This is a genomic window from Nocardia sp. AB354 (assembly GCF_049538315.1).
Lineage (GTDB): Bacteria > Actinomycetota > Actinomycetes > Mycobacteriales > Mycobacteriaceae > Nocardia > Nocardia nova.
This window is the reverse complement of the sequence record NZ_JBMVFU010000015.1, coordinates 82,942-109,759: the sequence shown is the minus strand read 5'-3', so window position 1 is coordinate 109,759 and position 26,818 is coordinate 82,942. Positions and strand designations below refer to the sequence as shown.

The window sequence follows — 26,818 nt, the reverse complement described above, 5'->3', positions numbered from 1 at the left end:
ACGGCTGGACTCGGTCTGGCGGCCTGGTCAGCGACCGCGGTCATGGATCAAGACTGCGCTGCGCCGGTCCGCGGGTGTGGTTGTCGCGGGACGGATTTTCCGCGAAGAGTTGCATCTGATGCATGACTCGCGCGTTGATTGATCGAAGGTGGGATGGTGCGACAATTGGGCGTTCCGGTCCGGGCCGGTCGCAACACCGCACTGGTGGACAACGCTGCCACCGTGCCTGCGAAGCTACTCAGCGACCTGCTCGGTCTGTCCACCACCGGCGCCGTTCGATGGATCCACATCGCGGCCTGCCTCCAGCAATGCCTATGCCGCCGAGGTCCTCGCCCGCCGGGCCCGGGCACGGTGATGCGCCGCAGTCTCTCAACGGCAGCAGTTGGGGTCCAAGACCACGCACAGCGCGGCGAGCGCCTCGCGTTTGGCGTGGTGGACGACGTTCATCCCGGCTCGTTCCGAATCGACCAGGCCCGCCTTGCGCAGTTGCGAAAGGTGGTGGCTGACGGTGGATTCCGACAGGCCGACCGCGGAGGCGAGGTCTCCTCCGTTTTCGCCGGTGTCGGGGCCGGCCAGCAGCAGTGACATGAGTTTCACGCGCACCGGGTCGGCGAGGGCTTTCAGGCGCAGGGCGACCTCGAGGGCGGCGGTGTCGTCGACCGGGCCGGCCGCGACCGGTGCGCAGCAGACCGGGGCGGACATGTCGATCACGGGCAACGCTTTGGGCATGGCGTCCACACTACCTACGTGATTGACATATGTCGAAAAGGTGGCAGACTCGGCGGCATCCACTTTTTCGACATATGTCTCACTATGGAGGTTCTCATGTCCCGTGTGCAACTGGCCTTGAATGTCGACGATCTCGAACAGGCGATCACCTTCTACTCGACCCTGTTCAATACCGAACCGGCCAAGCGCAAGCTTGGCTATGCGAACTTCGCGATCGAGGAGCCGCCGTTGAAGCTGGTGCTGCTGGAGAACACCGGTCAGGGCGGCACGATCAATCATCTCGGTGTGGAGGTCGAGACCTCCGAGCAGGTGCACGGTGAGATCGCGCGCCTGTCGGAGGCGGGGTTGTTCACCGAGGAGCAGATCGCGACCACGTGTTGTTTCGCCACCCAGGACAAGGTGTGGGTCACCGGCCCCAACGCTGAGCGCTGGGAGGTTTACACCGTGCTCGCCGATACCGAGAACTTCGGTACCACACCAGAATTCGCCACCGGTGACGGCGAGGCGGTACAGGCATGCTGCGGCACCGGCAGCGCGGCTGAGGGCGAAACCGCTCGCGACGAGTCGAGTACCTGCTGCACCAGCGAGGCGAAAGAGAAGGCGATCGCCTCCGGCGCCGGCTGCTGCAGCTGACACCGGCGGGCGCGGCCGCCCGCGCGGTGACACTGCCGGTGCGGGGTGGGGGACGTTTGCCTCTGCCGCGGTGCGGGGGATACGCGGTCGAATGGAACGTACGGGCCGGGATGGCCGGTCTTGGTTGTGGAGGTGGTGGCGTGGGTGAGATGAAGTTTCTCGCGGGGGTGCCGCGGTTCGTGTTCTTCACCGGCAAGGGCGGGGTCGGTAAGACCTCGATCGCGTGCGCGGCGGCGGTGACGCTGGCCCGGGCGGGCCGGCGAGTGTTGCTGGTGTCGACCGATCCGGCGTCGAATGTGGGGCAGGTATTCGGTGTCACGGTCGGCAACACGGTGACCGCGATCGGGGGCGTGCCGGGGTTGTGGGCGCTCGAGATCGACCCGGAGCAGGCGGTGGCCGCCTATCGGGAGCGGATCCTCGCGCCGATGCGCGGTGTGCTGCCGGAGGCCGATATCGCGTCGATGACCGAGCAGTTGTCGGGCTCGTGCACGACGGAGGTGGCTTCGTTCAACGAGTTCACCGCCCTGCTCACCGACGAGACCAGCGGCTATGACCACGTGTTGTTCGACACCGCGCCCACCGGGCACACCGTCCGGTTGCTGCAGTTGCCCGGCAGCTGGAGTGAGTTCCTCACCGGCGGCGGCGATGCCAGCTGCCTGGGCCCGCTGTCGGGACTGGACAAACAGAAGGCCGTGTACGCGGCCGCGGTCGACGCGCTGGCGGATCCGCACCGCACCCGCCTTGTGCTGGTGGCGCGCCCCTCGCGGTCGACACTGGCCGAGATCGCCCGCACCCGTAGCGAATTGGCCGGTGTCGGGCTCGCCGATCAGCATGTGGTGATCAACGGCGTGCTGCCCGACACCACCGATTCCGGTGATCCGCTGGTGGCCGCGACCCGCCGCCGCGAACGCGCCGCGATCGAGGCCATGCCCGCGACCGTGCGGGAGCTGCCGCGAGATCTGGTCGAGCTTCAGCCCACCAATATCGTCGGTATCGATGTCCTGACGACCCTGTTCGACCCCACGCCGGCGATGCCCGCCGTGGAGGCGGCGCAGCCGATGGTGGCGGCGGTGGCTGATGCGCCGCTGGCCGGGCTGATCGAGCAGATCGAACGCGATGGGCCGTGCCTGATCATGTGCATGGGCAAGGGCGGGGTCGGTAAAACCACCGTGGCCGCCGCGGTTGCTGTCGCGCTGGCCGAGCGCGGCCACGATGTGCATTTGTCGACCACCGACCCCGCCGGCGACCTCACCGAAACCGTCGCCGGGAGCCTGGAACACCTGCAGGTCTCGCGCATCGATCCCGCCCGCGCGGTCGCCGACTACCGCGCCCGGGTCATGGCCGGCAAGGGCGCGGGCCTCGACGAGGCCGCTCGCGCCGCGCTCGCCGAGGATCTGCGCTCACCGTGCACCGACGAAGTCGCTGTCTTCCAAGCGTTCTCACACGTCATCGCCGAATCCCGGCGCCGGTTCGTCGTCATCGACACCGCCCCCACCGGCCACACCCTGCTGCTGCTCGACGCCACAGGCTCCTACCACCGCGACATCGTGCGCCAGATGGCGCCGGGCACCCGATTCGTCACCCCGCTGATGCGGCTGCAAAACCCTGAGGCCACGAAAGTTCTGCTGATCACCCTGCCCGAAACCACCCCGGTCCTCGAGGCCGCAGAGCTGCAAGCCGACCTCGAACGCGCCGGCATCCACCCGTGGGCGTGGGTCGTCGACAACAGCCTCGCCGCTGCCGCACCCACCGACCCGCTGCTGCGCCGCCGCGCCGCCGCCGAACTCGACCAGATCCACAGGGCCACCACCTACACCGACCGATACGCGGTCATCCCCGCACTCGCCGAAGAACCCGTCGGGGTCCCCGCACTCGCCGCACTCACCCGCCCCACCCACACTGCAGCCGGGTAACCGCGTCCCGGTGCCCGGAGGTGTCACCCAGAGTTCACTCGCCCTCGATATCGATCTTGGTCAATATCGATGTGTGTCTAATCAACGGGTGGATGTCACGGCGCTGGGCGCGCAATCCGAGCCATGGCCGAGATCGGCATCGACATCACCGCCCAAACCCCGAAAATCCTCACCCCCGACACCGTCCAAACCAGCGACATCGTCATCACCATGGGCTGCGACGACAACTGCCCCTACTTCCCCGGCGTCGACTACCGCGACTGGAAACTCGACGACCCCGCCGGCCTCGGCCTCGACGGAGTCCGACCCATCCGCGACCAAATCCGCACCCACATCGAACAACTCATCGCCGAACTGCTCCCCACATACACCACGAACTGACCAACACGACCGTCAAAGCTCGGCCCAGTACCGACGACCTATTCGACACGTTTTGATAGTTCGGCATACCGGCACCGGGCAGCCTCCCCCGCAGCGGGGTGTTCGGGTCACTGATCCCGGGTGACCACACTCAGGGTGTGGAGTTGATCTACATCGGCAACGGCGGCACCGGATTCACGCGCGCGCAGCCGCGGGTGCTGCAGGCGCGAATGAGGGGCCCCGGCGGCTCGGTCCGCCGGGGCCCTGTGGCCGACCGTAGGAGACGGTCATCGATCGTGTGGGCGAACGGGAAGCTGTGCCGCCGGACCGTCACGGTGGCCGGCAGTGGTCCGACGTCTCCGCAGGGGCAGTGTGGAGGTGAAAGCACCGGGCTACACGGGAGGAGCTAGAGCTCGCGGCGGCCCAGCGAGGGTGGTCACGCCGGCTGGCCGGTCGGCGTGATCACCCTCGCTGGGGTCACTGAGTGACCGGCATCGGATCCTTCACGAGAGCGAGCGACGCAACGGGGGAGCCGGTGTGAGTCGCGGAGTTCGTGCGAGGCACGAGGATGTGGGTGGCGACTACGGCCCAGAAGGTGCGCCGGTCGATGATGTCGAAGTCCCAGTCCTCGACCAGGCGGTGCAGTGTGTCGACGATGGCGGGAACGTCGAAGTCGGTGGCCAGTGCGGCGCCGGTGGACTCGATGAGGCCGGTGACGTACTTGGTGGCGGTTTCCATCGTGAACATCTGTTCTCCAGATCTGCGCGGCGCGAACACCCGCATGGTTCGCGTCTGTGTGCCCCGACCTGGCGAACAGACCGCACACTGGCCCGCCGCCACATTCCTGCCCCAGCCGTTGGCCCACTATCGCGGCTGGCCAGCTGAAAGAAGGTCTGCGCCAATAGTTTTACCGCATCACCTCCAGGGTTGGGGATGCATGACGACAAATGTGTGCTTCGCCGCCGTATTGTGCGGCGGGTCGGCGCCCGGTGACGAAATGGCGAGTAAATCCTGGAAGCCGTGGCCGCATACCCCTGGGGTGTAGCGGCACCGATGGTTGCAGGGCGGATCTACGCCGTGACCGCAGCACGCGCCCGCATCGGTTTCGCGATGCTGCTCGGGTTGGTGTTCTGCTGTGGGTCGGGCTTGGCCCCGGGTCACTGGATGCGACGCCGGCCCGGCGTGCTCAGCTCACGCGCAGCAAGGCCATGAACCCGTAGTCCATGTGCAGCTGCTGGTGGCAGTGCAGCAGCGACGCCCCCGTTTCGTCGGCGACGACATCGATCGCCATCTCCTGGTAGCCGCCGAGCATCACCACATCCTTGTGCAACCCCGCGGTCGGTGTCCCGGCGATATGAGTGACCTCGAAGGTATTGCGGTGCAGGTGAATCGGATGGATGTCGTCGGTGGCATTGCGGAACAGCAACCGATACCGGCGTCCGCTCGCCAAGTCGAACGCCGGTGCGCCGGTGTTCATGTCGAACGCGGCACCGTTGAGAGTCCACACGTTGAACCCGTCACGGTCGGCGTTGCGTTTCTCGACCAGCAGCTCGATCTGCTGATCCGGCGCCGCCGTGATCGCGGCGGGCCGGGTGAACAGGCGATAGTCCCACGTGAACGGCGGCGGCGGAGCCCACTGCGGCTCACCGGCGCGGCCGGCGTATTCGACGACTATGCCCATGCCGTTGGCGCGGTCGTCGTCGGACAGGTCACCGAGTATCCAGACGCCGGGGTTGTTCATCTCCACCACCGCCGAGACACGTTCGGCGGCACCGAGCCACAGCACCGGCACCCGCGCCGGGTTCGGCACCGGGTTGCCGTCCAGCGCCAGCACGGTGAAGGTGTGCCCGGGCAGCGCGAGGCTGCGGTTCTCGGTCGCGCTGCCGTTGACCACATGCAGCAGCACCCGTTCGCCCTCTGCGACCCGGATCGGGTCGCCGTGGCCGAGCATGCGGCCGTTGATGGTGAAGGTGTCGTAGCCGACCTCGTACCCGTGCGGGCGGCCCGACGCGAGCGAGGCCGCCATCGCCGCCTCGCCTCGATCGCGCAGGTCCGTGAGCGGTTCACCGGCCAGGAAGTTCGCGGCCATGTCCCCGGCCTGGCTCAGTGTGGGACCGAACTCCTCGAGGGTGAGGATGACTTCCCGGTCGTAGGCACCGGGATTCTGCTTCGGCTCGATGTAAACGGGTCCGGCCTGGCCGTTGTACTGGCCCAACTCCAGGTTCGCGCCGGCGATCAGGTGCGTGTGATAAAACCGCAGCCCCGACGGACCGGGCGTGAACGACAACCGCCGCATCCCGTGCGCGGGGATGAACGGTGTGCCCTCCTCGCCCGAGCCGTCCACTTCCACCGGCACCGTCTGGCCGTGCCAGTGCAGCTGTTCCGGGGTGCCGGTGTCGTTATGGATGTCGACCACCACCGGTTTTCCCTCGGCGAACCGCAGCAGCGGGCCCGGGAACTGCCCGTTGTACAGCGTGGCCGACACCGAACGACCGGGCGCCACCTCCACCTGCCCCCGACCGATACGCAGCGTGTAATCAGCCTTGCCCGGTCCTGATGACCGGCTGCATCCCGCCACCACTGCTGCGCCCCCGGCTGCTACCGCCACGCCCGCCATACCGAAGAACTCGCGCCGGTTCACCCGCCTCACCTCGACTGCCGCCTCTTCCAGAAATCGGGAACCGATGTCGCACCACGATATCGCGCACAGCCCGGCACCGTAGCAGCCACAACCGCCGGTTCGGACGTGGTCGGAACACAACGTTCCGCCGACATTTTCGTGCGGCCCATCGCTGAAATCTTCTGCAGCGAGCTGATCGGATCTTCCTCTGCCGGTGGGCCAGGTGCCCACTTTGTCGTGGCCGCCTCGGCCGGCCGAATCCGGCAGCGAACGCATGTGTGTACGCGCCGCTGTAGGTGAGCGAAAACCGTTGCTGCGCAGAGAATTCGGGATCGTCCGCGTAACGGGTTACGACTATTTGCCCGGTGCCGCGCCGGAGACACTCGTGCCGTGAGCTGTCGCCGGTGGTGCCTCGCGGGGCGGGGCATCGAGGCTGGGGATCAGGAATCGTTGCAGCAGTTGTGTTTCGGTGTCGGGGTGGGCCGGCCACAGCAGCATCGAGACCATGGTTCGTATGAACCAGGTCGCGACCAGCGCGTCGTCGGGGTCGGTGCCCAACAGGTCGGCCACCAGCGCGATCAGCGCGGGTGATTCGGAGAACCCGGTGACAGCGCGGGGACCGTGCTCGGATCCCAGGAACGCGGTGACGACCGGTTCGGCTCGGGCCTCGCGTAACGCGACCGTGAGCGCGGTGTAGGTACGGTCGGTGCCGCTGCGGCGGGCGATCGCGGCGTCGACTTTCTCGATGATGCTGGTGGCGGCCCGGGCGAGCACGGTTTCGCGCAGGTGGGCGACGCCGCCGGTGTGGCGGTACACGGTGGCTCGCGAACAGTGGGCTCGCCGGGCCACGGAATCGACGGTCAGGTTGTCGAAACCCGCGCTGATGATCAGGTGTGTGGCAGCGCTGTAGATGTGGTCGGCGGCGCGATCGTGCCGATCGGTGGCCAGCAGCCAGTCCATGCCCATCGTCTCAGTATGAGACGACACCGGCCGACGGACGGTGGGAAAACCACACGTCGGTCGATAGTGGTGAGACGAGCGATTCGCGCCGGGCACGCCCGTGTGTGTCGACTTCGTTCGCATGTCTTGTCCGTGAGACTTCCGCGCCGACACGGTGGAGCTGTGCGCGGCGCCTTGCTCCCGAGTCGCCGCTGAGCTGTGAACGGAGACCGGAATGGCGTCACTCACGCAGGAAGCGGACACACAGGTGCTCCGATGGTCGGGGCGTCAGTGGCGCACCGTGGTCGTGTCGTGTCTGGCGGTAGCCCTGGTCATCGCCGCGATGGCCGCCCTCTACACAGCGCTGCCCGCGCTGGCGACCGACACCGGCGCCACGCAGGTGCAGGCGACCTGGATCGTCGACGGCTACACCCTGGCCCTGGCCTGTCTGGTCTTGCCCGCGGGTTCGATCAGCGATCGCTACGGCCGCCGCCGGGTACTGATCGCCGGGCTCGGGGTATTCGCCATCGCCTCCGCCGTTCCGCTGTTCACTTCGGCACTGGCCGGCCTGATCGCGGCTCGGGTGGTGGCCGGCGTCGGGGCGGCGATGGTGATGCCGTCGACCTTGTCGTTGATCACCGCGGGATTCCCCGAACGGTCCGCACCCCGGGCGATCGGTATGTGGGCCGGGTTCGCGGGCGTCGGCGGCATGCTGGGTCTGGTCGGGTCCGGGTTGTTGCTGCAGCACTGGTCGTGGCAGTCCATCTTCAGCGGACTCGCGGTCGCAGCGGTGGTACTGCTCGCGGCAGCGTTCTCACTGCAGGAATCGCGAGCGGCAACCACGATTCGGCTGGATCCACTCGGAGCGATCACCTCGATCGCCGCGATAGGCATGCTGGTGTGGGCACTGATCGCCGCCGGCGATCGCGGATGGGGCGACCGCTGGATCCTGACCGCCATGGCCGGGGCCACCGTCGCCGCGGTGGCCTTCGTCGTCACCGAGTTGCGGGTGCGCTCACCGCTGCTGCAACTGCGGCTGCTGGCCCGGCGCGGATTCTCCGCCGGTGCGGTCTCGATCACGATCCAATTCCTGGTCACCTTCGGGCTGTTCCTGATCAACGTGCAATACCTGCAGTTGATGCTCGGCTACAGCCCACTGGGCTCCGCACTCGCAGTCCTGCCCATGGGTGCCGGCGTGGTCGCCCTGTCGATATTCTCCCCGCGACTCGCCGCCCGCTACGGACTGCGTCTGCCCACCACGGCAGGATTCATCGCTCTCACCGCCGGACTACTGCTGCTGAGCCGACAAACCCCCGCCTCCGGCTATCCGGGAGTTCTCGTTCCACTGCTGGTCATCAGCTTCGGTCTCGGCCTGGCCGCCGCACCGGCCACCGCAGCCATCATCACCGAAACCGACACCGACCACCACGGCGTCGCCGCCGCCGTCAACGACGCCGCCCGCGAGATCGGCGCCGCCATCGGCATCGCCATCGCAGGCACCGTCCTCGCCGCCGGGTACCGGTCCACCATCACCCCCACCCTCGAACACATCCCCGAACCCGCACGCACCCCGCTGGCCCACTCCCTCGCCGCCACAACACAACTCGCCGACCGAGTAGGACCCCGAGCACAACCACTACTCGAGGTTTCCCGCACCGCATTCCTCGACGGCCTCCACCTCACCGCCCTCACCCTCGCCGCCCTCACCCTCATCACCGCGATCGCTCTCACCGTCTGGGCGCCCGGACGACCCCATCGAACGGCCACAAACCACGACAACGCCTGAGCGACAACGCTTCACGGCGATTCGCCACCACAGAATTTCTGCCACACGACCGAAAACCGGACGTACCAACTCCGGTGCCACCTACCCCTTCGGCACGAACTGACATGTCGCCCTTCAACACACCAGGCAGCCACCCGACCAGCAGGATGTTCGGATTCGCTGATCCAGGACCCAGGTCACGGTAGTGCGCCGCCGTTATCGCGGTAGCTGACGAATCAGGCCGATGTGTTCACTGCGCCGTCGGCATCGAATCATCCAGATCCCAGGTCTGCCCGCGCCCGTTCAGCGATCTCGTCGATGCTGGTGTCGTTCAGGAGCTTCTGGATCGCCGTGATCCCTACGGTCGCGACTCGGCGCCATTCGTCGTCGTCTGTGAGTGCACCCGGATGATCATCGAGGTAGCTTCGGACTACCGCCAAGGAGGAGCCGGGTTCGGACTGCATGGCTGTCAGCGCGCGGTCGCGGCGCGCGAGGAGGGGACCCATCTCGCTGCCCACGATCCGCACTGCGGCTTCCGCGCGCAGATGCGATTGCATGAACTGCGGAAGTTTGTTCATTTCCGCTGCGATAGCGGCACGGTCCGGTGGATGGGCGTTCAATGCGGCACTGATTGTCGTCAGCTGGCCGTCGAGGTCCATGAAGGAAGTGACGTACTGCGTGTACACCTCACGACGATCCTTCCGCACCGCCTGAGCTGCGGTGAAGTGCTCCTGTCGGTTCATCTCGGAGTTGCTCACACTGGTGGATGCCCACGCTGATATCCCAGCCGAGATCACAGCGGCAGCGACCGCGGTGACCAGTGCATATCGTCCGCTTCGTGTCGCGATCCGTAGATCGCGCTGAAGTGCTGCCAAGTCGAACGAGGACGCTGGGACCGAAGGTTCGGCCGGACCGGCGGATTCTGGAGGAATCCTCGGTGTATGGGTCTCGTCTGCCATGAGCTCAAATTACGTAGGAGCCGGCCCTCGAAGGACCAGACGCGCACGAGAGTGATCAGCTTTTTTCGATGGCCACCCGGCCGTCGGCTGAGGAGTTCAGGGGCGTGCTTGCCGGTGGCTTCGGTGAGCGTTTCGAGTTCGGGCCCATGCCGACGGACTCGGCGATCTGGGCTGCCGGCGGCCGGGCCGGAGCCTTCGGCTGAGTCACAGCATTCGCCGGGCGCCGATAGCATTCGGAGGCGGCCGCCATCGCCTGATTTCGCAGAGGAGCTCTCCATGTCACAGCCACCGCGTGGCGACCAGCATCCCGTTGTGGTCGACTTCCGGGCCAAGCGGAGAGACAACTGGCAGCTGCGGGTGGCCGACTGGATCACCCGGTTCGCCGGGTCGATGCCGTTCGTCTATCTCCACGCTGCGGGTTTCGCCGGTTGGATGCTTCTCTGTGAGGACAGCCCGTGGCCGACACTGACGCTCGTGGTGTCGCTGGAGGCGATCTTCCTGTCGACGTTCGTCATGATCGGGCAGAATCGCGCGGCGGAGTTCCAACAGCTGAAAGCCGACCACGACTTCGCCGAGGAAGAGCTGGAACTCAAGACCAATACCGAACTCACCCGTGCGATTCACGAGATGACCACCGAGTTGCATCGCAGGATCATCATCGACGAGAAGGTATCCGGCGTCGCCGAGAAGCCTTGATACCGCAGCCGTCTTGCGTGAGGCTGCGCCGACCTGATCGTTCGCTGATCAGTGTGCCGGTGCCCTGGTGTGAGTGTGCTGGGTGAGGAACAGGGCCGCGCGGTCGAGCGCCTCGTCCGCCTCGTCGAGCATGCCCGCGAAGGCCTGGAACACGTGTGGCACGTCGGCGGTGACGTCCAGGATGATGTCCACTCCCGCCGCCCGCGCCCGCGCGGCGAGGCGGGTCGAGTCGTCGAGCAGGATCTCGTTGGTGCCCACCTGAATCAGCATCGGGGGAAAGCCGGTGAGGTCGGCGAGGACGGCGGGGCTGAGCAGGGGTTGATGCGGGTCGGCGCCGGCGAGGTACATGGCTCCGGTGTGTTCGACGGCCTGCCGGGTGAAGATCGGGTCGACGTCTTCCTTGGTGCGCATGCTGTCGCCGGTGCGGGTGGCGTCGAGGCCGGGGGAGAACGCGACGATGGCGGCGGGCAGCGGCAGGCCCGCGTCGCGGGCGGCCAGACAGGTGGTGACGGTGAGGCCGCCGCCTGCCGAGTCCCCGGCGAAAGCGATGGTCGAAGGATCCGTTCCGGTGTCGAGCAGGGCACGGTAGGCGGCGAGGGTGTCCTCGATCGCGGCCGGGAACGGGTGCTCGGGTGCGAGCCGATAGTCCAGGGAGTAGGCCGCGAAGCCGGTCTTGGCCACGAGATGTCCGGTCAGCGACAGCGCGGTCTCCGGGGAGCCGAAGACGAAGCCGCCGCCGTGGAAGTACAGGATCGTCGCGGCGCCGGGCTCGTCGTCCGGCTCGACCCGCAGTGCGGGTCGGTTGCCGAGCGTCGTCGGCGCGGTGTGGATGTCGGCCGGGACGATCATCCGGGCCATCAGCGTCGCGAAGCCGGTGCGCAGCGCCTCGACGGACCGGGGGCCCGCGGGCCGCGGCTGCCGCAGCATCGCGTCGACGAGGGCCCGCTGTTGCTCACTCATGGTGGTGCTCCTCCCGGAAGTAGATTCCATTACACTATATGCCGTGGAATATAAATCGAGCGGTGACGTCGACCTCACGCGCTTCTTCGCCGACTTGGTGCGGTGCGAGACGCGTCTGTACAACGCCCTCAACGACCGTCTGCGCGAGCGGCACGGGATCGTCACCTCACAGTTCGAGTTCCTGCGCTTCCTGCGTGATCGGCCGGGATCGCGCGTGGCCGACCTCGCCGCCGAATTCGCCATCGGAGTCGGTGCCACCAGCAAGGGCGTCGACCGTCTGGAGGCGCGGGGATGGGTTGTGCGGCAACCGAATCCGTCCGATCGCCGGTCCTCGCTGCTGGCCCTGACCGCCGACGGCGCGCGGCTGTTCGCCGCGGCGGAGCAGACGGTCGCGGCCGGCCTCGCCGAGCTGATCGGCGACATTGTCGACGGTTCCCCCGACGCCGTCCGCGCCATCGCGGAACTACGGGTTACGTTGGAGCGCAACCAAATCGGCACACCCACCGGTTGATCGACATCACCCGCGACGGCAATCCCGCGACCGCGGCACCCCCGCAGCGTGCGTCAGCGGCAGGTGGCGGAGTGGGAATTTCCGCCGATCTGGGAAATGAGGCCGCGGGGGAGCAGCACGCCGTAGAGGGAGATGTCGAGGCTGCAGATGAAGCCGTTGCCGTAGGTGCCGTCGCTGCTGAATTTTCCTATGTCGGCGAAGATGTTCTGTGCGTCCACCGCGGTGCGGTCGAGTCCGGCGCCGTTGGCCAGCAGGACGGCGAGGGCGTTGGTGGTGGCATTTTGTGCGGCAGTGATCTTCGGCTCGACCTGGGTGAGCATGTCGGCCATGGCGGAGGTGGTCTTCGCGATGCGGGTGGTGCTGGTTTGCAGGTCCTGGCCTTGGTCGTAGAGACCGCCGATCAGCGCGCGGGTCTGGGTGACCAGTGTTTCGAACTCACCGCCGCGTAAGGCCATTCGTTGCATGACCGTGGAGAGTTGGGTGATCACGTCGGCGAGGATGGCGTCGCGTCGCTGCCAATCGCCGGCGAGGGCGACTGCCTGGGTGATGAAGCTGCTCAGCGATACGCCGTCGCCCTGCAAGGCCTGGATCAAGGTGTTGGAGAGGTCGTTGACCTGCTGTGTGTTCAGGGTTTCGAACAGTGGCTGGAAACCGTTGAGCAGACCGGAGATATCGAAGGACGGCTCGGTCTGCTCGAGCGGTATCGAACCGTTGTCGGGAAGCGGCGCGGGGTTGCCCTTGGTGCCGGGTTCGAGCGCCACATACCGTTGGCCGAGCAGATTCTGGTAGCGCACCAATGCCCTGGTGTCGCCGAAGACGGTCTGCCCGCGCTGGAGGATGAATGTGACTGTGGCGTGGTTGTTTCGGTCGAGCGCGATCGTGACGACCTTGCCGACTCGCACACCGGCGACGCGGACGTCGTCGCCGGCCTGTAGTCCGAGGACGTCACCGAAGGTCGCCGAATAGGTGTTGGTGGGGCCGGAGACGGTGCGGGCGAGCGTATTCCAGATCGTTGTGGTCACCAGGGCCGCGACGACGGCGAACACGCCGAAACCCGTCAACGGCCTGGACAGGCCCCCGCCCCGGCCGCCCATTACGCCTTGTTCCCGAATCGGGACAGCACGGCGGGGATCTTCGACGCGGCCATCAGTGCCCGGAACTGCCAGCTGTCGTCTCGGGGCAGAATGCCGCCGCGCTGGGTGGCGTCGAGGAAGTCGTAGAGGGTCTCGCCTTCCACCATGAGTCCGTCGGTGTTGAAGTGGTAGCGGTCGACCGCTGGGCACTGGATGAAACGCCCGTTGCCGTAGATGACCGGCGCCGACTCGTCGTAGGGGTACAGCCGCAGCGGCCCGGTCCAGTGTCCGCTACCGATGTACCGGATGACGGTGCGCACGGTTCCTTCCGTTGTCACATCCAGATAGACCTGATCGGGGAGCGGGTCGTAGCGCCAGTCGGGGATGGCGTCGAAGAAGGCGAAGTTGTATTCGACGAATTCGTCGATGCCGACGATGGTGCGTCCGAAGGTTGTGACGTCGGTGTAGCGGATGTCGGGCGCGTAGAGCTCGTCGTTGATGCTCATATCCCGCACCAGGAAGCTCCACCAGTACTTCTTCGCCCACTCCATCAGCCAGCTGACGTCGACGCCGAAACCTTTGTAGAGCTCGAGTTTGCGATCGAAGTCCTCGAACCATTGCAGGGTGGTGGCTTGTAGCTCGGCTTCGGGAATCGCCCGGATCGGTACTGCCCGATTGGAATTGAGGAATTCCGGAACCGGCTTCGACAACCGCGGCTGCCGCAGAGCCTGCTGAAACTGTTCCTCGTTGAACATGAACACCCTTTCACCACGACAAATGCACCGCCGCTTCCTGTGAGCGGGGGCGGGTACCACCAGGAATCTCGGTACCGCGATGAACGACGAATCGCTCACGGCGTTGCGGTCCCGAGCCGGTCAAGGTGAATCATATGATTCATGTAGAATCACATGATGTCAATACGTGTCCGCGGCGGATGCGAGGATGATTCGGTGAGTGCTCCCAAACTCTGGCGCGGCCAGACGCTGCAGGACCGTTCGGGCGAACGTCGCGAGCAATTGCTCGACTGCGCTTTCGACCTGCTCGGCACAGCAGGCGCCGGCGCGGTCACCATGCGCGCGGTCACTCGGCAGGCGAATCTGAGCCCTCGCTACTTCTACGAGAGTTTCGACAGTCGCAAATCGCTCGTCGTTGCCGTCTACGATCGCGTCGAAGGCGAACTGCGGCAAAGACTTTCGGCTATCACGCCCGGTACCGATCCGCAGGCGGCAATCCGGGCGGCGCTGGAAGCGTGCGCCGATTTCTTCGAGGAGGATCCACGCCGGGCGCGGGTATTGCTGCGGGAGCCGCTGGCCGACGACATGCTGCGCCGGCACATCACCGAGCGCACACCCGAGGCGGTGCGGGCGGTGGCGCCGCTTCTCGGCAGTGGCGCCGAGGCGCTGTTCGCCAGTAGCGATGCCGCCCTCGCCACCATCGGCACCGCGTTGGCCGGCGCGCTGACGGCTGTGTACCTGGAATGGATCGACGCGCACCTGACGATCGACAGAGACCGGCTCGTCGATGTCAGTGTCGGCATCGTGACCGCGTTGCTCGGCGTCGGCCTCGGAAGCTGACCGACCGCACGCCTTGTCCTTCGGAATCGGCTGCGCACGCCGGCCGTGATTACCGGCTTCGGGCGCGCCTGCCCCGTGTTAGCTTCTTGGCCGTGAGCTTCGAACCGGCCGATGGTATCGAGCTGCGCCCGTCCGATTCCGCCTATGTCGAGCTGGTCTATCGGGCCGGGCCGGTTGCCGGGGCGGTACCGGCGCGGATGCGGTCCGTCGCGAATTCGAACTGGGAGCTGGTCGTGTGGCGCGACGGTGGGCAGACGCACGTTTCGGTCCGCGGACCCGAGACCGGCCCCACGGTGGTGGAACTGGGGCCGGGTACCGGGGAAACGCTCGGAATCATCTTCCGGCACGGCGCGTTTCTCGCGCCGATGCCGGTGCCGGGGCTGGTCGACACCGCGGTGTCGAGTCCGCACACCACAGCCCGCTCGTTTGTACTGCAAGGCGAGGAATGGGAAATCCCGGCGTACGACAATGCCGACGTTTTTGTCGACCGCCTGGTTCGTGCCGGACTGCTGGTGCGTGATCCGCTGGTCACCGATGTGTTGCGCGGTGATGGCACCACTTTGGTCACTCCGCGATCGGTGCAGCGGCGGGTGGCCGCGGCGACCGGGCTGACGCAGGGTGCGATCCGGCAGATCGAGCGGGCGAGGCAGGCCGTGCTGCTGCTGCGGCGGCAAGGGGTGCCGGCGGTCGAAGTCGCACAGCGGGCGGGGTATCACGACCAGCCACACCTGGCGCGTTCGCTGACGCGGTTCACCGGCCGCACAGCGTCCCAGCTGCGCCGCGCCGACAACGAGGAGATGCTGTCGCTCCTGTACAAGACCGAGGTCGAGGTGCGCCCATAAATTGTGCGGTGACGCCGGAAGCCCAGCACCCCGAACACTTTTGGAGGCACGTCATGGCACTCACGCAGATCTACGTCAACCTGCCGGTCACCGACCTGGAGGCGAGCAAGAAGATGTACACGGCGATGGGGGGAACGATCAACCCGGACTTCACGGGGGACACCTCCGCTCAGGTGGTCTTCGCCGACGCGGTCGTGGTGCAGCTGATGACGCGCGAGACATTCGCGACCTTCACCAAGCGAGACACCGCGGACGGTCCGATCGAGGTGATCAACGCGCTGGCCGCCGGGTCGCGTGAAGAAGTGGACCGCCTCGCCGACGCGGCGCTGGCCGCGGGTGCCACCGAACCGCGGGAGGCCCAGGACATGGGCTGGCTGTACAACCGGGCGATCGACGACCCGGACGGTCACTGCTGGGAACTGCTGGCCTACGACCCGGCCGCCATGGGCGACGGCAGTGCGACCGCCCAGGGGTGACGTCGGCGGCGGTCAGGCCCGGTCCGGAGATCGTGCACCGCTAACTTGTGCAACCGTGTGGTGATGCGCGTGAGCTGGGTGGACTACGGCATCCGGATGTCGTTGTGCTGGGGCCCGATTCGTCCCTGGAAGCAGATCTGGCCCGAACTGATGACGCTGCGCATCGATCACGGCGCCTGATCACCAGGCGCGTGCCGGCTCAGGCGGAGCGGCGTGGCTGTTCCGCCTGAGCCGGGAACTCCGATGCGGCTGTCAACGGGGTACCGGCGGCGCGGGCGATGAGTGCCGAACGCAGATACCACAGACCTTGACTGCGGGAAGGGTCGAAACCCGTCAATTGCCCGATTCGCCGGAGTCGGTAATCGATGGTGTTCGGATGGATATTCAATTGCCGTGCGGTACGCCGCCGATTCATATCGGTGTGGAAGAAAACGTGCAGCGTGCGCAGAAGTTCGGGGTGATCGTCGAGCGGGGCGATGCGATTTTCCAATATTCGGCGGCCGATTCCGGGGCGGGTCAATTGATATTGCAGCGCCAGGTCGTCGAATTTGTGTAGTCCGGAGCCGATTCCGAGGGATTCGGTGGTGTCGAGAAGTTCGTGAGTTCGCCGCGCGGCGGCGGGGATGGCCTCGGTGGCGCATCGGGTCACGACCGCGGTGACCGGCGCGGCGGCATAGTCGCCCACCACCTCGACGGCGCGGGCGAGTTCGGGTTCGGTGCAGACGCCGGAGGGCAGCAGGACGGTCCCGCCGTCCACCGACAGTATCGCCAGAGCGCGGTCCTGGAATTGGCGGGTCAGCGCCGATTGGATGCGGCGCAGCTTGCGGCCGGCGACCACGTGCCGATCGAGACCCGGGCGGTTCTCGTCCGGATGCGGGGCCACCCGGACGGCGAGCACGTAGTACTCGTCGGCGATCGGAATGCCGCATTCCCGCGCCACTTTCGAGCTCGCGTGCCCGGCGAGCAGCGCCGAGGTGAGCGTGTGCACGGCGCTGTGGTGGTCGCCGGAGGCGGCTTTCAGTTCGCGCACGTACGCCCTGCTGATGGCCCCGGTGCACAGGTCGGACAACTCCACCGCGGCCGTTGTCCACGCGATGACGCGGGCGCCACTCGGCTCGCCCGAGCGCGGGACGACAACCTCGAGGGCTTCGGCGAACGCGACGTGCATCGCGTGCAGCACCTTCTCGACCGGCAGGTCGGCGCGAGCCCATCGAGCTGCCGCGACCTGCAAGAACGTCGCCGGGTCGGCCGTTGCGGGCGCGCTGCCGCGTTCGCTCGCCCACCGCATGCACACGCGGATCACGGCCTTCACGTCCCCGTCGAGCAGTGGGCGAGGCAGTGCGGTGAAGGGATGAATCTTCGTGCGCAGATGCGACAGCAGGAGATCGGCCAGGCGTTCGGTGTCATCGGCGGTGATGAGCCCGGTGCTCGAGGCGTGCGCGATCGAAGTTTCCGGCGCTGATCGGATCGTCACGGGTGACCTCCTCGTCACGACTGCGGGTGGTGTCCGGCCGCCGACATGTTGCCGCCGGTCCAGGAATCGAAGATTAATGCGAGTCCTCGCTCACCTTCTACTCGGATTCGCGGACCGTGCTGCTGGTATATGACAGCGCTCTGAAGTGTGAAAATGCTCGTACTGCGGGCGAATTCGAGAGTGCGGAACGCGCATAACTGTCCCACTGCTCACTTTTTGCGCGAAGCTCGAGTCCCGGCCTCCCCGGCCTTGATGGCATCCCCCGGCCTCCCTAGCGTCCCGGCGTCCGGCCTCCCGGCGTCCAGTTGTCCCGGGTGCCCAGTTGTCCCGGCGGGCCGTGGTCCGTGCCGGCCTGGGCCCCCGAAGCACGATCGAATCTCCGGTGTCGAGTCGCAGCTGTGACCGCGCCGGAAAGAATGCACGTCCGACCCGTGAGCATCGAATTCGCGCGAGCCCTCGCATATCCCTTCCGCCATATCCCCGGCCCCGAACGAATCGACTGTGTGGATTCATGGCGGTCCCTGAATAGTTTCGTGAACCCATGAAGACATCACCACAACCGTCGCAGCGCGCTCGATTGTCTCCGTAGCGTTTGCTCGCGAATTCCGGAAACGTCGATCGACGACTTTCCGGGCAGCGAATTCGACGATGTCAGGAACACCATGAAGAAAAGTATTCGCCGCAGTTGTACGAGTGCGGCCATTGTCGCGGCGGCCGCCGCGCTCACCGTGGGGCTGACCGGCGTCGGCGCCGGCGCCGACCCGGTCGGTGATCAGCAGCAGGAGCAGCAGCTCGCGGAGATGATCACGCACGGGTTGAAGAATCCGTCCGCCCACGCGATCGCCGACAGCGGCAGCTCGGGCACCGGTTCGGCGTGCACCTCGGGCAGTGGCGCGGGCTCGGGCAACGGTTCCGGTGACTGCTACGGCGGTTCCGGTTCGAGTTCGGGCTCGTCGGGTGGAACATTCAGCGACACAGTCGGTTACGGCCCGGCGCAGAGTTCGTTCCTGGCCGCCTTCGGCTACGGGCTGCTGAATCCGGATGTCGCGCCGCCGGGGACCAACGACTGGAATTGCAAACCGACTGCGGCGCATCCGGAGCCGGTGGTGCTGGTGCACGGGACGTGGGAGAACGCCTACGACAACTTCTCCTACATCAGCCAGCCGATCCACGACGCCGGCTACTGCGTGTTCACGTTCAACTACGGCAAGTCGAACCTGATCCAGGGTGGCGGTCTGGGGTCGGTGCTGCCGGGGACCAACGGCACCGGCTACATCCAGGACTCGTCGAAGCAGTTGGCGCAGTTCGTGGATCGGGTGCTGGCCGCGACCGGGTCACAGAAGGTGAATCTGGTCGGCCACTCCCAGGGCGGTGCGATGTCGCGGTGGTATCTGAAGTTCGACGGTGGTGCGGCGAAGGTGCATCACATGATGACCTTCGGCGCCACCAACCACGGCACCTCACTGGACGGTATCGGCGCGCTGGGCCGGATGATCAACAACCTCGGCATCGACGTGCTGGGTCTGGTGGAGATCTTCGTCGGTCACGCCGGCATTCAGCAGACGATCGGCTCGGATTTCGTCAACCAGCTCAACGCCGGCGGCGACACCGTGCCGGGGGTGGACTACACGGTGGTCGGCAGCCGCTACGACGAGATCACCAACCCCTACGATCTGACGTTCCTGAAGCCCGGCCCGGGTGCGACGGTCGACAACATCACCCTGCAGGACGGATGTGAGCAGGACGTGTCGGATCACCTGACGATGATGTACTCGCCGCGGGTGTTGTCGATCATCCTGCATGCCCTCGACCCGGCCCAGACTCCGGCGCTGACCTGCAGCTTCAACCCGTGGCTGGTGGGTGGCGGCGGCAAACTGTGACCCACCGCAGCCGTCCCAGCGCGGCGGCCGTGCCCACCGGGTGGATCGACCACCACCCGGTGGGCATCTCGGCTCTCCAGGCCCGATACCGCGCGTCCGTGGCGGCGTTCGGTGTCGACGACGAATTCGGAGGTGCCCATGCGCGATGTGCGCTGCTACGCAATCGATTCCACACTCGGCCGGTTGTTCGGCCGCCACTTCTACGGTGTCCGGCTCCAGCCGCTCGAGGACGGATACGGCTGGGTCGTCTACGGGCATCCTCCGGCCAGGCGGATCGTCGCGGCACTCGTATGTGCGGCGCGGCAGCGCGGTTCGTTCGCGGAATTGCGCGATTGCTGCACCTATATGGATCTGTGTGACGGGATGGAACGCTGGTGGGTGACCGATCTGTCGGCCGACACCGACGGCTTCCTGTGCTGGTATGCCCGCGACCGAGGCTATCCCGGCGCGGTGCCGATCACGACGATCGTGCCGTGAACCGCCAGCGGGCGATATCGGCGCCGATGTCGGTCGCGGGTGGTTCGTGGTAGAGCCATTCGCGGGCGAGGCGATGCCAGTTGTTGGTGGTGTGCAGTTGTCCGAGTACGGCATAGGTGAACAGGTCCGCGCGGCGGGAGAACACGTGCTCGGGTGGCAGGCGCTGGTGGCGCATGCCGCGGAACTCGGCCGCGCGGGGGTCGACGGCGAGAACGACTGCGCTGGTGGCCAATTCGGGGGTGACGGTGATGTCCTCGTCGATCAGGTGCCAGCCGGTCGCTGCCCAGATGTAGCCGAGGCATTCCTCGGGCGTGACTCCGGCGTCGGGATCGACGATGCCCTGGGCGACCCAGGAGTGGTAGATGTGCTCGGCGCGGTATTCGCCTGCGGCGCGGATGATCTCGCGTTCGAGTTCGACGTCTGCGGGACTCATGGCGGTGTAGAGCCCGAAGTCGACGAAGGCGAGTCGTCCGTCCGGGGTGAGCAGGATGTTGCCCGGATGCGGGTCGCCGCAGAACTCGTGGTCGGTGAACAGGGAAGTGATGTAGAAGCGGTAGATCAGCTCACCGATGCGGGTGCGATCGGCGTCGGGCAGGGATCGCATGTGCTGAAACGGTTCGCCGTCGACCAGTTCGGTGACCAGAACATCGGGGCCGCAACACTGTTCGATGCTGTCGGGCACGCTGATGTAGGGATGGCCTCGGTAGCGGGTCGCGACGTGGTGCTGGGTGCGGGCCTCGCGGGGGTAGTCGAGTTCGCTGCCGATGTTGCGGGCGATTTCGGCGAGCACCTCTTCGTCGGCGGCGCTGGGCAGGACCGCCTTCCACAGGCGGCTGATCATCATGAGGTTGCGCATATCGGCTTCGACGGCTCGGTCGACGCCGGGATATTTGACCTTGACCGCGACGTCTCGCCCGTCGCGCAGTCGCGCGCGGTAGACCTGCCCGATGGAGGCGGCGGCGATCGGCGTTTCGTCGAAGTCGGCGAAGATCCGCGCCATCGGGCCGAGATCGTTCTCAATCACCGCGCGCATGGCGGAGAACGGGAAGGCCGGGGCCTGGTCGCGCAGTTGGGCGAGTTTGGTGCGGAACATCTCGCGTTGTTCTTCGGGGAGGAGGTCGAGGTCGAGCACCGACAGCATCTGCCCGAGCTTCATCGCCGCGCCCTTCATCCCGCCGAGCACGGTGACCAGTTGCTGGGCGGCCTGCATCGCCGAGCGTTCGCTCAAGCGCCGGCGCGCTTCTTCGGTGCGGCCCACCATCGACAGCCGGGTGCCGACCCCGCGCAGCGCCTGTCCCGCAGCGAGCCGGCCCATTTTGCTGCCGCGCGAGATACGGCCGTGGGGAACCCGGTTGCTCACTGCTAAACCTCCATCTTTTCGGACCTGCCGCTCACCGCGCCGGACCGAGTGGGGGCGAGGCGAGGCCAAGCTACCGGCCTGCCCGCGAGTGTTCGGCCGTTCGGATCCACTCGCGTGGATATCACGAAAACGCGCGGCCGACGTCGGAACAGCACACAGCCGCGACCGAGCGGAGAAAAAAAGAGGTTTGAGCTCTCGCGGCGGGGGTTGTATACGAATGTGATGTATGGCGGTGACGAGGAGATGAGTGTCTTGGTGGATGACAGCGGCTTGAGCGTCGAGGTCGACCGGACCGGCGGTGCGCTCGTCATATCGGCGTACGGCGATGTCGACGCGATGACGGCCGACCAGCTGCAGAGTGTGCTGGACCGGATGAGCGAGGCGTTCGAGGATGCCGACCAGGCCGCGCCGGTCATCGATCTGTCCGGAGTGGGTTTCCTGGGTTCGGCCGGTCTGAGCGTGCTGCACGCGGCCGCGACCACGGTGACTCCCCGGCGTTTGCGGGTGGTCGCGTCCGGGGCGGCCAAACGTGTCATCCAGGTCACCGGCCTGGATAGGATGGTCTCGGTGTACGACGATCTGGCCAGCGCCGGCGTCACCGCTCGCTGAGCCGACAGCAGAACGCCGCCGGGTGGCGTTCCCGGCGGCGTCCGTATGAGGTCGACGTCCCACAAGCGCCTCTCGGCGGGTGGTCGCTCGAAGCGACTGAAGGGTGCGGCCCGGGGCTGTCCGGACGCCGACAGCGGATACAACCGAGACACCCGGCGAGCTATTTCCGGGCCGCGTTGTGACGTGACCCACGCGGCCTCGATCGGCTATTCGGTCGCGGCGTTGCCGAACTCGCGCTCGGCCTCGATTCGCTGTTCACGGGCGGCGGCGCGATCCCGTGCCGCCGCGGCGCGGTGGAAGGCGGCATCGCGGCGAGACCGGTCGGCCGCGGAGGCGTGCGCGGCGCCGGACGCCGGATCCATGCCGGACGCCGAACCCGTGCGGGACGCCGAAGCCCTGGCGTGAGCAGCGGCCTTCTCGTAGGCGGCAGCCGCGCGTTCGTGGGCACGTGCGGCGTCCTCGTGCCGATCCGAGGCCGCCCGATGAGCGCTTTCCGCACGCGCGAGTGCCTGTCGAGCCCGCTCGGCCGCCATGTCGACGTCCTCGTGTGTGATCGGTCGTCCCGCGCTCAGCTCGGCCTGCCGCGCGGCCAGCTCCTCGGCCCGCTCGGCTGCCTGTGCGGCGCGCTCACCCGCGCGCCGGGCGGCGGACTCCGTCATGCACCACACACTATGCCCGCGCGGCGAGCCTTGTAACGGCAACGTTGCACCGGAACGCCGGGAGGACGATTCTGGAATCCATGCGCGCCCGTGACGTGGAGATCGGGCATACCTACGTGGTGCTGGTCCCGCATCGACTGCCGGCCGCCCGCTATCCCGACCGCGAGCGACTGGGCACATCGATGTGGGTGGCGAGCCTGCTCACCGGCGCCCGGTTCCGGCTCACGGTCTCCAACGTCGACTACGACACCGATCCGGTGACGGTCGAGGGACTGCGGCTCATCGAACGCTCGCACACCGAGGTCACGCTCAGCGACGACCAGGCCGCGGCCCTGGGCTTGGCGCCGAAGCAGGGATATCGCGTGGTGGGATCGCTCGTGGACCGCACCGGCCGGGTGGCGTGCCTGCCCTCGATCGAACCGATCCGGGTGCCGGTGCGCTGGCTGCGTTCGGCCGACGATCCCCGGCTGGCGCAGACCACCCACCGCGACGCGGATCTGTGGCCCTTCATGTGAACAGTCGTCGCTGACCGCACCACCGCAACGATCTCCACCGGCCATAATTGTTTCGTGCGGCGCAACAGCATGGACAACGAACATGATCACACGACGGGAGAAACGGCACCGGTCGATCCGAGCAGTGTGCCGCGGGTCGGATCCTTCCGGTTCTGGTTCGCGACCCGGCGCTGGGAGTGGTCGGAAGAGGTGTACCGGATGCACGGTTACACCCCCGGCAGCGTGGTGCCGACCACCGAGCTGCTGCTCGCCCACAAGCATCCCGACGACCGCGACGATGTGGCGGCGCGCATCGCCCGCGCGGTCGATCTGGGTGAATCGTTCTCCAGCCGGCACCGGTTCATCGACACCGCGGGACAGGTGCATCACGTGATGGTGGTCGCCGACCGCCTCTACGACGATGCCGGAGTTGTCATCGGTACCGGCGGCTTCTACATCGACCTCACCGAGACCTTGGCCGAGAGCGAGCGTGAAACCCTGTCGGCGGCCCTGCCCGACGTGATCGAGCATCGCGCGGTGATCGAACAGGCCAAGGGTGTGCTGATGCGGATGTATCGCGTCAATGCCGAGCAGGCGTTCAAGATCCTGTCCTGGCGTTCGCAGGAGACCAACACCAAACTGCGCGACCTGGCCGCCCAGCTGGTCGCCGAACTGGAGACACTGCCGGAGGCGCAGCCGCAGACGCTCACCGCCTTCGACCACCTGCTGCTCACCGCTCACACCCGCATACCGCGCCACCCCCGCTGAATCAGGCGCGGGCCCGCTCGCGGGCCAGGGATCGATCGCGGTGCTCCTCGAAGCGCGGGATCTGCACCAGTTCCATATTCTCCAGGAAGGCGCCCAGTCGTTCCCGGGCCTGTTCGCCGCGTGGGCCGAAGTCGTTGCGGCCGAAGATGTTCCATTGCCGGATCACCGGTTCGAGCACGTCCTCGTAGTGCTGGCGCAGATCGTAGACGCCGTGTTTGGCCATCAGCACTCCGTTGCGACGGAAGTTGGGCATTCCGGCGCCGGGCATCTTGAAGTTCTCGACGATGAGGTCGATGGCCGTCATCGCCTGATCGGGAACGAGATCCAACGCGGCGGCGCACATGGTGCGGTAGAAGATCATGTGCAGGTTCTCGTCGAGCGCGACGCGCTGCAGCATGCGGTCGGCGATCGGGTCGTCGCACACCTTGGCGGTGTTGCGGTGGCTGACGCGGGTGGCCAGTTCCTGAAAGCTCACGTACGCAACCGAATACAGGAACCCCGCTTCGCCGTCGAGCAGCCGGGCCACCCCCGGGGTGAAGCCGTTGGTCATATGGGTCATGCGGGTGTTCTCGAGCGCGACCGGGTCGACGCCGCGGGTGACCACGAGATAGTCGCGCAGCACGACGGAGTGGCGGTTCTCCTCGGCGGTCCAGCGGCCCACCCAGGTTCCCCAGGCGCCGTCCTGGGAGAAGTTCTCGGCGATCTCGCGGTGGTAGGAGGGCAGGTTGTCCTCGGTGAGCAGGTTGGTCACCAGCGCCGCCTTCGCCACCTCGCTGAGCGTGGATTGCCCGGGCTCCCAATCGGTTCCGCCCAGCATCGCGAAGTTGCGACCGGCGTCCCACGGGACGTAGTCGTGTGGATGCCACTCCTTGACCATCGACAGATGCCGGTCCAGTGCCGTGGCGGCGACCGGTTCGAGTTCGGTGAGGATTTCCCGTTGTGTCAACTCTCGTGCCACGCTGGTGATCTACCTTTCCGTGTCGAATGCGACCTCGGCACAGGGTGTGACGAGGGTGAGATCCGCGTCGTAGCGGCGGTACAACAGATGTCCGCGCCCGGTGCAGGCGTCGATGTGGAACAGGAAGGGCAGGCCGTGCTCGCACAGCCGCTCCACCGCCGCGGATTCGGTGAGGATGGGTGTCGGACGCGAGTGCACGGTGAAGATCCGGCCGCCGGTATCGGAGGGCGGATGCATCCGAGATCGGCGCGCCAGCCGTAGTCCCGAGGGGCCGGCCCGGTAGACGGCGGCATCCTCACCGGTTTCGGCGTCGACGAACAGGTGCACGTCGAAGTCGAGCGTGTCCATCATCGCCGCGGCCGACTTCGGGCGCAGGGTGTCGAGTGGGAATGCCTTGCGGCGCAAGACTTTTCCGACGCCGGGGTCGGCCAGCGCCGGTCGGGCCGGATCCGGCCACTCCCGGACGGCCGGGTCGGTGAGCTGCCGTTCCAGCCGGACCACCACCGACAGCACCTCGTGGGGCTCGCGGGTGCGCACCTGCATCCGGACCGGGCGAGCGGGTAGTGCGAGATTCACTTGGACCAGCAGGGATTCGGTCTCGCCAGGAGCGGCGGTCACCCGCACCCGGGCGCCGCCGGTGACGCTGTGGCGCGCCAGCAGCCGGCCCACCGCCCCGGCCACGCGTTCGGCCTCGAGGGCGGGTACCGGCCCGCGGGTGAAGATGACGATGTCCGGGAACGCTGCCGACGACCATGCCTGAGATTCCCGCAACACCCGCTCGCCCTCTTTCGCTCACCCGGCCCGTTTCGACGCACGACAACTGTGCCGACGCGGAGGATGGCGCCCAAGGGCCGAAAGTCCCTTCGAGGAAGCACGAAATGCCCGATCGGAAATTCCGATCGGGCTTCGGGCGGGCGGAGGTCAGACGGTTGTGACGACCTCGTCGTACTCCAGCCGCGGGGAGCGCGGGTACCAGGCGTCGGGGCCCGGCTTGCCGATATTGACCACGACCAGGGCGCTGTGCGTGCCCTCGGGGAAGAACTCCTTGTCGACACCGGCGGCGTCGAACCCGTTCATCGGGCCGGCGGCCAGCCCCGCCGCGCGGATGCCGAGGATGAAGTAGCCCACCTGGATCAGCGCGTTGAACCGTGCCGATTCGGCCCGGTAGTCGTCGTCGGCGAAGTAGTCCTTGGCGTCGGGTGCGTGCGGGAAGACCTTGGGCAGGTGGTCGTGGAAATTGAGGTCGGCGGCCAGGATCGCGGTCAGCGGCGCCTTCTCGGTCTTGGGCTTGTTGTTGTCGAGCATGTGCTCGACGAGGGCGGCGCGGGCCTCGGCGCCGCGGACCAGCACGATGCGCAGCGGCTGCTGATTCATCGAGGTCGGCGCGTATTTGACCAGGTCGTAGATGTCGCGGATCTGCTCGTCGCTCACCGGTTCGTCGGTGAAGGTGTTGGCGGTGCGGGCCGTGCGGAACAGCAGGTCCTGGGCTTCGGCCGCGAGGGTGAGGTGGGTGGTGGGCTGAGCGGTGCTCACAGCGTAACTCCTTGTCGGGGTTGCGGTTTCGGTCAGTCGCGGGTGACGCGGCGGGAGCGGGTGCGCAGTTCGCTGTCGATGCGGACGAGCACGTCGTGCACCACACAGCTCGGCGCGATCTCCGGCGCCGCGCCGGGCCGGATCTTGACCACCAGGCAGTACATCGTGGCGACGATGCTGCCGTCGTCGCGCGGGGAGAGGTTGATCATGTTGAACCAGTGCCGGCGCTGCATCGGATCGCTGTCGAAGCGCTTGTGGAACTCCACCAGATCCGACACGATCCCGGCGCGGGTGCGCGCGGGCGGGCGGCCGGGTGTGTGCTCGAATTCGGCATCCTCGGTGAAGGTTTCGGCGTAACCGGTGATGTCGCGGTTGTCCAGGCGCTGCATCTGATCGGCGTAGAACTGCTGGACCTCGGCGTACAGCTCGGCGCGGCTGGCGACAGTGGTCATGGACGGCTCCTCGGAAGACGGTGTGGCCGCCGGGATTCCGGGCGGACCTCGATCGCGCTCCACGGTCGCCGACGGCACTCGAGATTCGGTCGAGCCCGCATCGG

General features: G+C 66.9%; 28 protein-coding genes and 1 pseudogene. 14 read left to right on the top strand and 15 right to left on the bottom strand.

Going from position 1 to position 26,818, the window contains the following annotated elements; genetic code table 11:
* Positions 1-369: 369 nt before the first annotated feature.
* A complete protein-coding gene (locus tag ACPCUW_RS21850; RefSeq protein ID WP_423426758.1) occupies positions 370-729 on the bottom strand; it encodes an Rv2640c family ArsR-like transcriptional regulator in 360 nt (119 codons plus the stop codon).
* 96 nt (positions 730-825) lie between these two features.
* Here ACPCUW_RS21850 and ACPCUW_RS21845 point away from each other — a divergent pair, with 96 nt between their 5' ends.
* The 3 genes and pseudogenes from ACPCUW_RS21845 to ACPCUW_RS21835 all read left to right on the top strand — a co-directional run.
* Positions 826-1,362 (top strand): ArsI/CadI family heavy metal resistance metalloenzyme, encoded by a 537-nt coding sequence (locus ACPCUW_RS21845; RefSeq protein WP_423426756.1) that lies wholly within the window; start codon positions 826-828, stop codon positions 1,360-1,362.
* Between the two features lie 149 nt (positions 1,363-1,511).
* Entirely contained in the window at positions 1,512-3,275 is a 1,764-nt protein-coding gene (arsA, locus tag ACPCUW_RS21840) for an arsenical pump-driving ATPase (protein ID WP_423426843.1), read from the top strand.
* 111 nt (positions 3,276-3,386) lie between these two features.
* Positions 3,387-3,656, top strand: a pseudogene (locus ACPCUW_RS21835) (heat-shock protein HtpX); the annotation flags it as partial.
* 456 nt (positions 3,657-4,112) lie between these two features.
* Here ACPCUW_RS21835 and ACPCUW_RS21830 read toward each other — a convergent pair.
* From ACPCUW_RS21830 to ACPCUW_RS21820, 3 genes are all read right to left on the bottom strand, one after another.
* Complete coding sequence (locus ACPCUW_RS21830) at positions 4,113-4,382, bottom strand: hypothetical protein (RefSeq protein ID WP_423426754.1); 270 nt, start codon at positions 4,380-4,382, stop codon at positions 4,113-4,115.
* A gap of 439 nt (positions 4,383-4,821) precedes the next feature.
* Positions 4,822-6,252, bottom strand: coding sequence for a multicopper oxidase family protein (locus tag ACPCUW_RS21825; RefSeq protein ID WP_423426841.1), 1,431 nt, complete (start codon positions 6,250-6,252; stop codon positions 4,822-4,824).
* A gap of 357 nt (positions 6,253-6,609) precedes the next feature.
* Positions 6,610-7,221, bottom strand: coding sequence for a TetR/AcrR family transcriptional regulator (locus ACPCUW_RS21820; protein WP_423426753.1), 612 nt, complete (start codon positions 7,219-7,221; stop codon positions 6,610-6,612).
* A gap of 208 nt (positions 7,222-7,429) precedes the next feature.
* On the opposite strand from ACPCUW_RS21820, the gene ACPCUW_RS21815 reads away from it, so the two are divergent.
* Positions 7,430-8,980, top strand: coding sequence for an MFS transporter (locus tag ACPCUW_RS21815; RefSeq protein ID WP_423426751.1), 1,551 nt, complete (start codon positions 7,430-7,432; stop codon positions 8,978-8,980).
* Between the two features lie 251 nt (positions 8,981-9,231).
* Here the strand turns inward: ACPCUW_RS21815 and ACPCUW_RS21810 are convergent, their stop codons facing one another.
* Complete coding sequence (locus tag ACPCUW_RS21810; RefSeq protein ID WP_423426749.1) at positions 9,232-9,717, bottom strand: hypothetical protein; 486 nt, start codon at positions 9,715-9,717, stop codon at positions 9,232-9,234.
* Positions 9,718-10,194: 477 nt separating this feature from the next.
* On the opposite strand from ACPCUW_RS21810, the gene ACPCUW_RS21805 reads away from it, so the two are divergent.
* Positions 10,195-10,614 (top strand): DUF1003 domain-containing protein, encoded by a 420-nt coding sequence (locus tag ACPCUW_RS21805; protein WP_423426748.1) that lies wholly within the window; start codon positions 10,195-10,197, stop codon positions 10,612-10,614.
* Positions 10,615-10,662: 48 nt separating this feature from the next.
* On the opposite strand, the gene ACPCUW_RS21800 is transcribed toward ACPCUW_RS21805, so the two are convergent.
* Positions 10,663-11,574 carry an alpha/beta hydrolase gene (locus ACPCUW_RS21800; protein WP_423426747.1) on the bottom strand — a complete coding sequence of 304 codons (912 nt, stop codon included), beginning with the start codon at positions 11,572-11,574 and terminating at the stop codon, positions 10,663-10,665.
* A gap of 43 nt (positions 11,575-11,617) precedes the next feature.
* On the opposite strand from ACPCUW_RS21800, the gene ACPCUW_RS21795 reads away from it, so the two are divergent.
* The gene (locus tag ACPCUW_RS21795) at positions 11,618-12,085 is read left to right on the top strand and encodes a MarR family winged helix-turn-helix transcriptional regulator (RefSeq protein ID WP_423426745.1); all 468 of its coding nucleotides are present in this window, start codon (positions 11,618-11,620) and stop codon (positions 12,083-12,085) included.
* A gap of 53 nt (positions 12,086-12,138) precedes the next feature.
* On the opposite strand, the gene ACPCUW_RS21790 is transcribed toward ACPCUW_RS21795, so the two are convergent.
* Both ACPCUW_RS21790 and ACPCUW_RS21785 read right to left on the bottom strand, forming a co-directional pair.
* Positions 12,139-13,131, bottom strand: a complete 993-nt coding sequence (locus ACPCUW_RS21790; RefSeq protein ID WP_423426744.1) for an MCE family protein — start codon at positions 13,129-13,131, stop codon at positions 12,139-12,141.
* Positions 13,132-13,178: 47 nt separating this feature from the next.
* The gene (locus tag ACPCUW_RS21785; protein ID WP_423426743.1) at positions 13,179-13,913 is read right to left on the bottom strand and encodes a nuclear transport factor 2 family protein; all 735 of its coding nucleotides are present in this window, start codon (positions 13,911-13,913) and stop codon (positions 13,179-13,181) included.
* A 195-nt stretch (positions 13,914-14,108) separates the two neighbouring features.
* On the opposite strand from ACPCUW_RS21785, the gene ACPCUW_RS21780 reads away from it, so the two are divergent.
* From ACPCUW_RS21780 to ACPCUW_RS21770, 3 genes are all read left to right on the top strand, one after another.
* The gene (locus ACPCUW_RS21780) at positions 14,109-14,732 is read left to right on the top strand and encodes a TetR/AcrR family transcriptional regulator (RefSeq protein WP_423426742.1); all 624 of its coding nucleotides are present in this window, start codon (positions 14,109-14,111) and stop codon (positions 14,730-14,732) included.
* Between the two features lie 92 nt (positions 14,733-14,824).
* The gene (locus ACPCUW_RS21775) at positions 14,825-15,574 is read left to right on the top strand and encodes a helix-turn-helix domain-containing protein (protein WP_423426740.1); all 750 of its coding nucleotides are present in this window, start codon (positions 14,825-14,827) and stop codon (positions 15,572-15,574) included.
* A 53-nt stretch (positions 15,575-15,627) separates the two neighbouring features.
* Positions 15,628-16,050: a VOC family protein gene (locus ACPCUW_RS21770; RefSeq protein ID WP_423426738.1), complete on the top strand. Its 423-nt coding sequence runs from the start codon at positions 15,628-15,630 to the stop codon at positions 16,048-16,050.
* A 199-nt stretch (positions 16,051-16,249) separates the two neighbouring features.
* On the opposite strand, the gene ACPCUW_RS21765 is transcribed toward ACPCUW_RS21770, so the two are convergent.
* Positions 16,250-17,524 (bottom strand): PucR family transcriptional regulator, encoded by a 1,275-nt coding sequence (locus ACPCUW_RS21765; RefSeq protein WP_423426737.1) that lies wholly within the window; start codon positions 17,522-17,524, stop codon positions 16,250-16,252.
* Between the two features lie 662 nt (positions 17,525-18,186).
* Between ACPCUW_RS21765 and ACPCUW_RS21760 the strand changes: the two genes are divergently transcribed.
* Both ACPCUW_RS21760 and ACPCUW_RS21755 read left to right on the top strand, forming a co-directional pair.
* On the top strand, positions 18,187-19,404 hold the full coding sequence (locus tag ACPCUW_RS21760) for an esterase/lipase family protein (RefSeq protein ID WP_423426736.1): 1,218 nt from the start codon (positions 18,187-18,189) through the stop codon (positions 19,402-19,404).
* Positions 19,405-19,542: 138 nt separating this feature from the next.
* Complete coding sequence (locus tag ACPCUW_RS21755; protein ID WP_423426734.1) at positions 19,543-19,881, top strand: hypothetical protein; 339 nt, start codon at positions 19,543-19,545, stop codon at positions 19,879-19,881.
* Here ACPCUW_RS21755 and ACPCUW_RS21750 read toward each other — a convergent pair.
* On the bottom strand, positions 19,862-21,241 hold the full coding sequence (locus tag ACPCUW_RS21750) for an ABC1 kinase family protein (protein WP_063011988.1): 1,380 nt from the start codon (positions 21,239-21,241) through the stop codon (positions 19,862-19,864). The genes ACPCUW_RS21755 and ACPCUW_RS21750 overlap by 20 nt on opposite strands.
* A 243-nt stretch (positions 21,242-21,484) precedes the next feature.
* Between ACPCUW_RS21750 and ACPCUW_RS21745 the strand changes: the two genes are divergently transcribed.
* Positions 21,485-21,850 carry an STAS domain-containing protein gene (locus ACPCUW_RS21745; RefSeq protein WP_063909364.1) on the top strand — a complete coding sequence of 122 codons (366 nt, stop codon included), beginning with the start codon at positions 21,485-21,487 and terminating at the stop codon, positions 21,848-21,850.
* A 206-nt stretch (positions 21,851-22,056) separates the two neighbouring features.
* Here ACPCUW_RS21745 and ACPCUW_RS21740 read toward each other — a convergent pair whose 3' ends face one another.
* Positions 22,057-22,509, bottom strand: coding sequence for a hypothetical protein (locus ACPCUW_RS21740; RefSeq protein ID WP_423426732.1), 453 nt, complete (start codon positions 22,507-22,509; stop codon positions 22,057-22,059).
* A gap of 80 nt (positions 22,510-22,589) precedes the next feature.
* On the opposite strand from ACPCUW_RS21740, the gene ACPCUW_RS21735 reads away from it, so the two are divergent.
* Entirely contained in the window at positions 22,590-23,024 is a 435-nt protein-coding gene (locus tag ACPCUW_RS21735) for a hypothetical protein (RefSeq protein ID WP_064904302.1), read from the top strand.
* A 54-nt stretch (positions 23,025-23,078) separates the two neighbouring features.
* Positions 23,079-23,771, top strand: coding sequence for a PAS and ANTAR domain-containing protein (locus tag ACPCUW_RS21730; RefSeq protein WP_423426730.1), 693 nt, complete (start codon positions 23,079-23,081; stop codon positions 23,769-23,771).
* 1 nt (position 23,772) lies between these two features.
* On the opposite strand, the gene ACPCUW_RS21725 is transcribed toward ACPCUW_RS21730, so the two are convergent.
* The 4 genes from ACPCUW_RS21725 to ACPCUW_RS21710 form a co-directional block, all read right to left on the bottom strand.
* Entirely contained in the window at positions 23,773-24,729 is a 957-nt protein-coding gene (locus tag ACPCUW_RS21725; RefSeq protein WP_063011996.1) for an acyl-ACP desaturase, read from the bottom strand.
* 9 nt (positions 24,730-24,738) lie between these two features.
* Positions 24,739-25,503: a sigma 54 modulation/S30EA ribosomal C-terminal domain-containing protein gene (locus ACPCUW_RS21720; RefSeq protein ID WP_423426728.1), complete on the bottom strand. Its 765-nt coding sequence runs from the start codon at positions 25,501-25,503 to the stop codon at positions 24,739-24,741.
* Between the two features lie 147 nt (positions 25,504-25,650).
* The gene (locus tag ACPCUW_RS21715; protein ID WP_423426727.1) at positions 25,651-26,262 is read right to left on the bottom strand and encodes a malonic semialdehyde reductase; all 612 of its coding nucleotides are present in this window, start codon (positions 26,260-26,262) and stop codon (positions 25,651-25,653) included.
* 32 nt (positions 26,263-26,294) lie between these two features.
* Positions 26,295-26,714 (bottom strand): nuclear transport factor 2 family protein, encoded by a 420-nt coding sequence (locus ACPCUW_RS21710; protein WP_423426725.1) that lies wholly within the window; start codon positions 26,712-26,714, stop codon positions 26,295-26,297.
* Positions 26,715-26,818 lie beyond the last annotated feature (104 nt).